This window comes from Sphingomonas immobilis, assembly GCF_030580995.1.
Classification (GTDB): domain Bacteria; phylum Pseudomonadota; class Alphaproteobacteria; order Sphingomonadales; family Sphingomonadaceae; genus Sphingomonas; species Sphingomonas immobilis.
Window position 1 is genome coordinate 92,401 of sequence record NZ_JAUQSZ010000012.1, and the last position, 10,100, is coordinate 102,500.

The 10,100-nt window shown below is 61.4% G+C and carries 6 protein-coding genes, 1 tRNA gene and 2 rRNA genes (1 of these 9 running past the window's edge); 2 read left to right on the forward strand and 7 right to left on the reverse strand.

The annotated features are described in order from the left end of the window. Positions 1–87: 87 nt before the first annotated feature. Complete coding sequence (locus Q5H94_RS16410) at positions 88–1,233, forward strand: epoxide hydrolase family protein (RefSeq protein WP_304562377.1); 1,146 nt, start codon at positions 88–90, stop codon at positions 1,231–1,233. Here the strand turns inward: Q5H94_RS16410 and Q5H94_RS16415 are convergent. Genes Q5H94_RS16415 through Q5H94_RS16430 form a run of 4 tightly spaced genes read right to left on the reverse strand, consistent with a single transcriptional unit; the run spans position 1,230 to position 6,523 of the window. Continuing rightward, positions 1,230–1,424, reverse strand: coding sequence for a ferredoxin (locus tag Q5H94_RS16415; RefSeq protein ID WP_304562378.1), 195 nt, complete (start codon positions 1,422–1,424; stop codon positions 1,230–1,232). The two genes, Q5H94_RS16410 and Q5H94_RS16415, sit on opposite strands and share 4 nt — an antisense overlap. Beyond that, the gene (locus Q5H94_RS16420; RefSeq protein ID WP_304562379.1) at positions 1,421–3,178 is read right to left on the reverse strand and encodes an N-acyl-D-amino-acid deacylase family protein; all 1,758 of its coding nucleotides are present in this window, start codon (positions 3,176–3,178) and stop codon (positions 1,421–1,423) included. The genes Q5H94_RS16415 and Q5H94_RS16420 overlap by 4 nt, the downstream gene beginning before the upstream one ends. Continuing rightward, positions 3,171–4,373, reverse strand: a complete 1,203-nt coding sequence (locus tag Q5H94_RS16425) for a cytochrome P450 (RefSeq protein ID WP_304562380.1) — start codon at positions 4,371–4,373, stop codon at positions 3,171–3,173. The genes Q5H94_RS16420 and Q5H94_RS16425 overlap by 8 nt, the downstream gene beginning before the upstream one ends. A 5-nt stretch (positions 4,374–4,378) precedes the next feature. Beyond that, positions 4,379–6,523 (reverse strand): molybdopterin-containing oxidoreductase family protein, encoded by a 2,145-nt coding sequence (locus Q5H94_RS16430; RefSeq protein WP_304562381.1) that lies wholly within the window; start codon positions 6,521–6,523, stop codon positions 4,379–4,381. 202 nt (positions 6,524–6,725) lie between these two features. Here Q5H94_RS16430 and Q5H94_RS16435 point away from each other — a divergent pair, with 202 nt between their 5' ends. Then, positions 6,726–7,619, forward strand: a complete 894-nt coding sequence (locus Q5H94_RS16435) for a LysR family transcriptional regulator (protein ID WP_304562382.1) — start codon at positions 6,726–6,728, stop codon at positions 7,617–7,619. Between the two features lie 191 nt (positions 7,620–7,810). Here the strand turns inward: Q5H94_RS16435 and Q5H94_RS16440 are convergent. From Q5H94_RS16440 to Q5H94_RS16450, 3 genes are all read right to left on the reverse strand, one after another. Then, positions 7,811–7,887 (reverse strand) — tRNA-Met (locus Q5H94_RS16440). 124 nt (positions 7,888–8,011) lie between these two features. Next, positions 8,012–8,126 (reverse strand): 5S ribosomal RNA (gene rrf, locus Q5H94_RS16445). A gap of 142 nt (positions 8,127–8,268) precedes the next feature. Further along, a 23S ribosomal RNA gene (locus tag Q5H94_RS16450) occupies positions 8,269–10,100 on the reverse strand; it runs 959 nt beyond the window's last position.

Consider the following 10,100-nt stretch of genomic DNA (forward strand, 5'->3'; position numbering starts at 1 on the left):
GTTGACACGCCGGGAGGCTTCCTCCAACCTGTATAAGATATCGCGAAGCTCGAATTCCAGCATTCGTGGACGCGGGAGAGCGAGATCATGGCGGCACCCGTTACATGTGCGCCTTTCCGGGTGGACGTCCCGCAGGCGACCCTCGACGATGTCAATATGCGCTTGTCGCAAACGCGCCTGCCAGTAGTGCCCGAGGGCGATCCTTGGGCATATGGCACCAGCCCGGCCTATCTTTCCGCCCTGCTCGATCATTGGCGAGAGCGGTTCGACTGGCGCGTGTGGGAGAGCCGGATCAATGGCTTCGAACAGTACCGCGTCGCCGTCGATGGACTCGACATCCATATTCTCGTCCGGCGGGCGGCTGAGCCCGACGCATTGCCAGTGCTTCTGACGCACGGTTGGCCGGGATCGATCGTGGAGTTTATCGACGTCGCTGACCGGCTTGTCGCCGATGGCGAGCATCCGGCCTGCACCGCGGTCATCGCGAGCCTGCCCGGCTACGGCTTTTCCGGCGCGCCGGCCGCGCCCGTCACGCCCGCGAAGGTCGCCGCAGCGTGGGGCCGGATAATGACCGATGGGCTGGGCTTTGCGCGCTATGGCGCGCATGGCGGCGACTGGGGCGGCGTCGTAACCTCGCTGCTGGCGATGGAGCAACCCGAAGGGTTGAGCGCGATTCACCTTTCTGGAGCGACACAATCGGCACCCTGGAGCTTCGCCGAAGCACCGCTCGACGCGGCAGAGGAGGCATACCTCGGAAAGATGCGCGCGCGGATGATGGCAGAAGCGGGATATCAGACGATTCAGGGCACGCGTCCGGTAACGCTCAGTTACGGCCTGACCGATTCACCGGCGGGCCTTGCGGCCTGGATCGCGGAGAAATTTCGCAACTGGACTGATCGGGAGGGCGAAGACCCGCCGGTCGCGATGGATGTGTTGCTCGCCAATATCATGCTGCACTGGCTGCCGGGCCCCGGCCCGGCGACGTGGATGTACCGCTATCTGATCGACGGCACCGCCCTGACACTGCCCGAAGGACGGCGGATCGAACTGCCGACCGGCGTCTGTTCCTTCCCCGGCGATTTCGGACCTCCCGCGCCGGAGCGCTGGCTGCGTCGCTCTTACAACCTCGTTCATCGCACGATCGCAAGCGGTGGCGGTCATTTTCCTGGATTGGAGCGCCCCGCAGAGCTGACCGCCGATATCCGCCGCTTTTTCGCTCGCTTCCGCTCCTAGTCCTCCACCAGCGAGATGGCGCGTTCAGGGCAAGCCTCTACAGCACGCTCGGCGATGACACGCTGGCCCTTGGAAATTTGGAACGGTTCCATCCGGTTGTACCCGTCGTCGTCGAGCTCGAACATTTCCGGCGCGTAATTGTAGCACATGGCGTGCCCTTGGCATTTCGCGTGATCGATCACGACCTTCACTGAACCCTCTCCGCCGTCTTTTTCGAAGGGGATGCCGGTGCCGCGCGCAACCCGCGGATCAGGCGGCCGGGATATGCGCCTGTTCGCCGGCCAGCGAGCCGCACCGGTACGCCCGATACCAGAGTCGCGACATAGCCCGTCGCCGGCTGCGCCATGCGGCGGCCGCCCGAAGGCAGATCGTAGACGACCTCGGGAAAGCCAAGCTGCATGTTGGCGAGATCGAGCACATTGATGTCGGCCTTGTATCCCGTCGCGAGCAGGCCGCGATCGCGCAGCAGCGCGGCTTCGGCCGGCGCGCTCGTGAGCAACCGCACCATCTCGGGCAAGGCGATACGCTCGCCACGGCGGTCACGCACCCAGTGCGTAAGCGCGAAGCTCGGATAGCTCGCATCGCAAATCAATCCGTAATGCGCGCCGCCGTCGCCGAGCGCCACCACCGTGTCGGGATGCTGCATCATCTCCAGCACCTGATCCAGCGAGTCAGTGCGGTAATTGGCGACCGGCAGATATAGGATCGCGTGACCGTTGTCTTCGAGCAACGCGTGATACGCCAGTTCCTCGACCGATAGGCTCGCCGCCTCAGACCGGCGCGAGAGCCGTTCCTCGGCACGCGGTTCGTAGCACGGTGGGTCGGACAGGACGAACATCTGGTCGGTCATCGCTGCAAGCCACGTGATGAAAGGATTATGATGCTCGGACGGCTCGGACAGGATGCGTGCGCGCACCACCGGCTCGCGCATCTTCGCCACGCGTTCGGCAAGCGGCAAATGCGCTATCTCCTTGTAGCTCTGCCGGAACGAAAATGGGTGGTAGGACAAGTCGAGCCCGAAGCTGATCCCGATCGCGCGCGCGGCGACCTGCCCGCGCATCGTCACCCCATCGGCATTGGCGCGCTCGACCAGCTTCAGAATCTCCCGCCAGCCGCCGGGGTACGCCGGTGCTTCGACAAGCGTAAACGAAAGCGGCCTTCCAGACACTTCGGCGAAACGTCGCATCAGATCAAAGTCCGCGGTCGCTCCAACCGGCAAACCTGGGAAATCGGTGATATATTCGACGATTCCTGTCCCGGCGACGCCGATCGCGCGCGCGATCGTCATTAACTCTTCCTCGCTCGCCGTTTCGGCCGGCGCGAGTCTGCCGTCGAGTGCGCGGTGTATCAGCGTGCGCGAGGTCGAAAAGCCGATCGCCCCGGCGTCGAGCGCCTGGCGCACGATCACCGACATCTTGGCAAGGTCGTCGGCCGAGGCCGGCTCGCGATCCGCACCGCGCTGGCCCATGACGAACACGCGCAAGGGGCCGTGCGGTAGCATCGCGGCGAAATCTGCGTCGCATTCGCGCGCTTCCAGCGCATCGAGATACTCGGGAAACGACTCCCAATTCCAAGGCAGCCCTTCCGTCATCACCGCCTCGGGGATATCCTCGACGCCCGCCATAACCTGCACCATGAGATCACGCTGATCGGCCTTGCATGGTGCGATACCGACCGCGCAATTGCCCATAATGACGGTCGTGACACCGTGATCGGTCGACGGCACCAACCGCTGATCCCACATTACCTGGCCGTCATAGTGGGTGTGGATGTCGACGAAGCCCGGCGTGACGTGCAGGCCGCGCGCATCAATGGTCTGGCGAGCCGCACCGAGATCATGGCCTATCGCGATGATGCGGTCGTCCTCGATCGCCACGTCGGCGACGAACGGCGCGCTGCCGCTGCCGTCGATGATCGTGCCGCCGGCGATGAGGATGTCATGCATGTTTAAGGTCCGTCGCATCCCATACCAGCGGCAGGCGATCGACCGTGTACACCAGCCCGGCATGCATCTTGGGCTCGTCCGAGGGATCGACGTGGAAAGTCGGAATCCGCGCGAACCACTCTGCCAGCAGCACGCGCAACTCCAGGCGCGCGAGGTGTGAGCCGAGGCACCGATGCACCCCGGTGCCGAAGGTGACGGGCGGAGCCTTGCGCCGGAGCACAATCCGCGCAGGCTCGTCATAGACGCTGTCATCGAGATTGGCGGCCGGGATCAGCAGGTGGAGCCGATCGCCTTTCTTCAGCGGCACCCCGCGATAATCGATATCGCGCGTCACCCGGCGCGCGACCGAGCTGACGGCGTAGCGTCGCAACAATTCCTCGATCACGTCGGGAATCATCGATGGATCGGCGCGGACCTGCGCCTGCAATTCCTGATCGCGCGCGAAATGTAACGCGTCGAAGCTCATCGCGTTGACGACCGTATCCAGCCCGGCATTGGTAAGCAGGATCATGTAGCGCTGCACCTCGTCGAACGTCGCCGTCCGCCCGCCGAGATCGGCGGAAAGGATATGGCTGATGACGTCGTTCTGCGGCTCGGCCTGGCGTGCATGGATCACGGGATCGATGATTTCGAGTTGGCGGTCGAAGATGCCTTCGCGCTCCTTCGGGTCGCCCTCCTCCAGCGCATCGATGATGAGCTTGCGAAGCGGCGCCATCTGATCGAGCGGAAGGCCCAGCATCTTCATGAACACGATCACCGGCAAAGGCTCGGCGATCTCGGTGACAAACTCGCATGAGCCGCGATTGATCACCTTGTCGATCAGCTCGGTAGTCATCTCGCGCACCAGCGGCATCATCGCGTTGACGTTCTTGGGCGAGAAAGCCTGGAGCAGCACACGACGATAATCAGTGTGTTCGGGCGGATCAACGCCGATCGGCAACATCGCACGGCCGCCGTGATTGCTGGAGAAGATATCGTGATTGTGTGTCACATCGAAGATCGCCTCGTGCGATTGCACGACCCAATGGCCCCCGTAGCGCGGCGTGTAGAAAATTTCCGGCGCGGCCTTGGTCAGCGTCAGCAGTCCGTCGTGCAGATCGCCCTTGAGCAACGGATCATACGCGATATCGAAATCGAACACTTTCGAGGCCGGGATTTCACTTCGGTCCGGCACCGCGATTTGAAGATCGAGCATAGCAATCAGGTTCCTGTCGTCACGAGGGCGGGATCAACCTTGGAATTGCCGACGCGGCGCGTGGCCCGCGATACCGTAGCGCGGGTGCCGTTGAGGCGCGGCACCGCACTTAAGGGGTCGAGATCGGTGTCGGAGACGAGCTTGTTGCGCTCGATGCCGATGCGAGACACCTCGGCACCGTCGGCATCGAACAAAGGCGCGCCCCACCCTTGCGCGAGAACGATCGCGCCCGGGCGCACCGCATCAGATACGCGCACACGCGCGACGATCTCGCCGATATCGGAACGTATCACCGCATCGTCGCCATCGGCCACGCCCGCGGTGCGCGCGTCCTCCGGGTTCAGCTCGACGCTCGACGCCGTTTCGTCTGGCGTCGCATAGCCCGAGGTTTCGGCGAGCCAGCCGTTCATCATGCCGTTGCGCCGCCGCGAAATAATTCGGACGCCGTGCGGATCGGCGCAGGCGATCGCCGCCTCTTCGATCATCGCGCGCAGCCGCGCCACGAAGGCCGGCGGCGCCATATCGATCGTCCGGCCAGATCGATCCATGAATGCCCACAAATGCCCCATCGTGCGTTCGCCGAACTCGATGCCGTGTTCGGCCGCGCGGATCGTTTCCATCCCGATCTGGCCGCCGATCGCGAGCAACGATTCGGATACGGCGTCGGGGTGCGGAGCGATCTGCCCGCCGAAAAGCGACAAGCCCAACGCCGCGGCGAGATCGCGGAAGAAGGTCCATTCCGGCCGGACCCCCGGTGGTGACTCGATGGCTACTCGCGCCGACTGGATGTAGGGTCGGTCGTTTAGAGCATGGATACCGACGTGCAGCTCGCCGCGCTCGAGGAAATGCTGGCCGGGAATGATCCAGTCTGCGCGCTGCTGGCTCTCGCGCTGGAACAGGTCGATCGCGACCAGGAGATCGAGCGAGCCGAGCGCGTCGGCGAGCTTCCCGCCGTCCGCCGACGACGAGACGGGGTTGCCGCCGCTCATGAACAGTGCGCGAACCTGGCCCTCGCCCGGTGTCGTAATCTCGTCGGCCAGCTCGGCGATGCTGTGAAAGCCGACCACCGGCGCGAGCCCTCGCACCCGGCTTTTCACCGTCGAATCGGGCGACACGCTCGCCTTGTAGATCGCTTGGCTCATCGGCCAATTCGGCATGTAGCGCCCGCCCGCCACATCGACCCGGTTCGTGACGACGTTCAGGGCCATCGTCAGCCAGTGCGCCACCGCCCCGTTGCGTCCGAGCCCAGGGCCAGTCGCGGCATAAGCGAACGCACGCTCCGCCGTGGCAAAGCGTCGCGCCGCCTCTCGGATCGTCTCGACCGGCACCTCGCAAATCGCTGCGAGATCTTCGAGCGCGACGCTCGCCGCCAACGCCTTCAGATCGGCAAGGCTGGTCAGCCGCGCCTGGGTCGGCAGGCTTTCCCAGCCGTTCGCGAAGATCACCTGCAGCATCGCCAGCACGAGAGCCCAGTCGCTGTCCGGCACCGGCGCCAGATGCATCGTCCCCTTGGCCGCTGTCTCCGTGAACCGCGGATCGACGACGATCAGGTCCGCGCCGTCACGTATCCTGTCGAGCAACCGGCGCCAGCCATTGGGCACTTTACCAAGCCAGCAGAATTTGCTGACGGCGGGGTTGGTACCGATCAACAGCGCGCAGTCAGTCGCGTCGATATCGGGGATCAGCGCCAGCCATTCGAGTCCGAACATCGCGCCGACTGCAACGTGGTAGGCGTTGCTGTCGATCGAGAACATGCCGAACAGCTGGTGCGTGCCGAGCGCTTGCAGGAAGCCGTTGTGGAAGGCCGCGAGGCCGAAATTGAAACCGCCCGGATTGCCGAGGTAGCCCGCAACCGCGTTCGGGCCGTCGCGATCGACAATTGTTCTAAGGCGTGCGGCGATGTCATCGATCGCTTCTTCATAGCTCGCCGCCACATAGCTGTCGCCGCGGCGACGCATCGGGTGAATCACCCGCCAAGAACTGTGGACGACCTCGCCGGCGCGTTGGCCCTTAATGCAGAAATCGCGCCAGCTATGAGGGTTCTGCTTGTCAGGCCGGATCGATACGATCCTGCCCTCGCGCACTGTCACCTCGAGCCCGCAAAGCTGCTCGCAGATGTGGCAATGTGTGAAGGTCACACTGTCGGTCAAGCCATCTCTCCTTCGCCGCCTCGACGGGCGGCTGTCGGAGTGAATTTCCCTGTCCCAGTGTGGGAAGTCCAATAGCTTCTCGCCGCAATGCATTCACTTTCCGAATGACACTTGAGCGGGCTCCGGCGCTGGATCGCTTGCGCGATCGGCTTGTGGTGCGATAATCTTCCTGCTTCGCTTCAACTTCGCATTGGTTCTTCGAATGATCGAGCTGGATTTGCGGGTATTGCGCAGTTTTATCGAGATCGCCCGGAGCAAATCCTTCACCAAGGCGGCCGCTCGGCTCAATCTGTCTCAGCCGCGGCTCTCAGTGCGAATGCGCGAGTTCGAGGCGAGCCTTGGTTTCGCGGTTTTCCGGCGCGACGCACGCACGGTGGAACTGACGCCCGAAGGGGCAAAACTGTTTGATCCGATCGCGCGGTGTGTGGCGCAGGCTGACAAGACCGAGGCCGCGCTGCACGACGCGGGAGCCGAATTTCGTCAGCGTCTGCAGATCGGCGCATCGCCGTTGTTTTCGGTGGAACGGTGGCAGATCATGGAGCGGTTCGCCGTCGCTCACCCCGAAGCTCGTCCGCGGATCATGATTGCGCCGTCGCCGGAAATCTTCGCGGCTTTGCGCGATGGCGCGCTGGATCTCGGTTTTACCGCAAGCCAAGGCGCTGGCGACCTCGAGCGCCTGACATTGTGGAAGTCAGCCTATGGATTGATTCTGAAGGCAGACAGTCCGCTCGCCGCGCATTCCGTGATCGAACCGGCAACGTTGAAGGGCCTGATGATCGAGACCTTTCCGCGTGAAGCGATTGCGGGGCTGCATGCCGATGTTACAGGTTTGCTGCGGCCGTTCGGCGTAGCGCTGGTCGATATGATCGAAGGCTGCAGCGAAGCGATTGCCCACCGCGTGCTGCGTGGCGATGGTATCGTTCTCAGCCCCCGTTGGTGGCGGTCACCAGAAAACGCGCCGACGGGAATCGTGCATCGTATGGTCCGCGGAATCGACGAGACTCTCGATTTCGATCTCGTTCGATCCAAAAAACTTCAAAGTCCCGCCGCCCGGCGCCTTTGGGCGATGTTGTCAGCGGAAGCCGCGACGCATTGACCCCGACAGCGGAAGTTCCGCAAAGAAAGACCTGTGAGGCTTAAAGATGGCCCCTTTTCAAGGGTTGGTACAGGTTCGGGATACCCCGTTTTGTACGTGCGGAGGTTAAGCTACTACTTTTGCTCAATTCGTAACAATAAAGCAGAAATAAGCCACCGCAAATTGCTGATTTGCAAGGTCTTATATGACGTTGGTTGCGGGGACAGGATTTGAACCTGTGACCTTCAGGTTATGAGCCTGACGAGCTACCGGGCTGCTCCACCCCGCGCCAACGATGTACCCTCTTGAGAGACGCAAACGCCTCCGCGGTTGCGGAGGCGCGCGGCCCTCGCGGGCAAAACATGTAAATGGGTTCCGTACAGAAACGTCTCGCGCTGCTCACCGGCTACAATGCCTGGCGACGACCTACTCTTCCACTGCTTAAGCAGTAGTACCATCGGCGCAGTCTGGTTTCACGGCCGAGTTCGGGATGGGATCGGGTGGGGCACAGACGCTATAGCCACCAAGCAATGAAGCCGGTGAGCGGCGGGAAACGGTTCTAAAATCGATGCACCTGATGCAGGTAGTGTTGTTTATTAGGCGTAGCTCTCAATCATCCGACGATCGCTGACGTCACTGGTAAACCAGCACTGTCATTGATGGCGGGACTCTCAAGCGCGAATAGAGCAATTAGTATCGGTTAGCTCCATGGATTACTCCACTTCTACATCCGATCTATCAACGTCATGGTCTCTGACGGCTCTATGAAATCTTATCTCGAGGGAGGCTTCCCGCTTAGATGCTTTCAGCGGTTATCCCGTCCGTACATAGCTACCCTGCTGCGCCGTTGGCACGACGACAGGTACACCAGAGGTACGTTCAACCCGGTCCTCTCGTACTAGGGTCAACTCCTCTCAAATTTCGACGCCCACGGCAGATAGGGACCAAACTGTCTCGCGACGTTCTGAACCCAGCTCACGTACCACTTTAATTGGCGAACAGCCAAACCCTTGGGACCTGCTCCAGCCCCAGGATGTGATGAGCCGACATCGAGGTGCCAAACAACCCCGTCGATATGAGCTCTTGGGGGTTATCAGCCTGTTATCCCCGGCGTACCTTTTATCCGTTGAGCGATGGCCCTTCCACGAGGGACCACCGGATCACTATGACCGACTTTCGTCTCTGCTCGACTTGTCAGTCTCGCAGTCAGGCGGGCTTATGCCATTGCACTCTAACAGTCGGTTTCCAACCGACCTGAGCCCACCATCGCGCGCCTCCGTTACTCTTTAGGAGGCGACCGCCCCAGTCAAACTACCCGCCACAGAGGGTCCCTGCACCGGTTTCACGGTGCGAGGTTAGACATCAGAAAACAACAGGGTGGTATTTCACCTATGGCTCCACGTCAGCTGGCGCCAACGCTTCAAAGCCTCCCACCTATGCTACACAGTTCTTTCCTAATGCCACTCTGAAGCTGCAGTAAAGGTGCACGGGGTCTTTCCGTCTAACCGCGGGAACCCCGCATCTTCACGGGGAATTCAATTTCGCTGAGCATGTCCTGGAGACAGTGGGGAAGTCGTTACGCCATTCGTGCAGGTCGGAACTTACCCGACAAGGAATTTCGCTACCTTAGGACCGTTATAGTTACGGCCGCCGTTTACCTGGGCTTCATTTCGATGCTTGCACATCTCCACTTAACCTTCAGGCACCGGGCAGGCGTCAGGCCCTATACGTCGTCTTGAAGCCGACTTAGCAGAGCCCTGTGTTTTTGCTAAACAGTCGCTACCCCCTGGCCTGTGCCCCCTCAAAGTGCTTGCGCATAGTGAGGGCCTCCTTCTTCCGAAGGTACGGAGGCAATTTGCCGAGTTCCTTCAGGACACTTCTCTCAAGCGCCTTGGTATACTCTACCTGACCACCTGTGTCGGTTTCGGGTACGGTCTATACGGTGGGGCTATTTCCTGGAACCTCTTCGAAGCCCTCCCAATCCAATAAGGGAGAACAACACACGAGATCCGTCACACACCACCAGGCCCACGAATATTAACGTGGTTCCCATCGACTACCCCCTTCGGGCTCGTCTTAGGGGCCGGCTCACCCTGCGCGGATTAGCCTTGCGCAGGAACCCTTGGTCTTTCGGCGAAAGGGCATCTCACCCTTTTTATCGCTACTCATGTCTGCATTCGCACTTCCGATACCTCCACGGCCCATTACCAGACCGCTTCACAGGCGTACGGAACGCTCCGCTACCGCGTGGATAAATCCACACCCTAAGCTTCGGTGCATCACTTTAGCCCCGTTACATCTTCGCCGCAGAACCTCTTATTTAGACCAGTGAGCTGTTACGCTTTCTTTAAAGGATGGCTGCTTCTAAGCCAACCTCCTGGCTGTTTTGGAAGTTCCACATGCTTTCCCACTTAGTGATGACTTGGGGACCTTAGCTGTAGGTCAGGGCTGTTTCCCTTTTGACGACGGACCTTAGCACCCGCCGTCTGTCTCCCGGATATC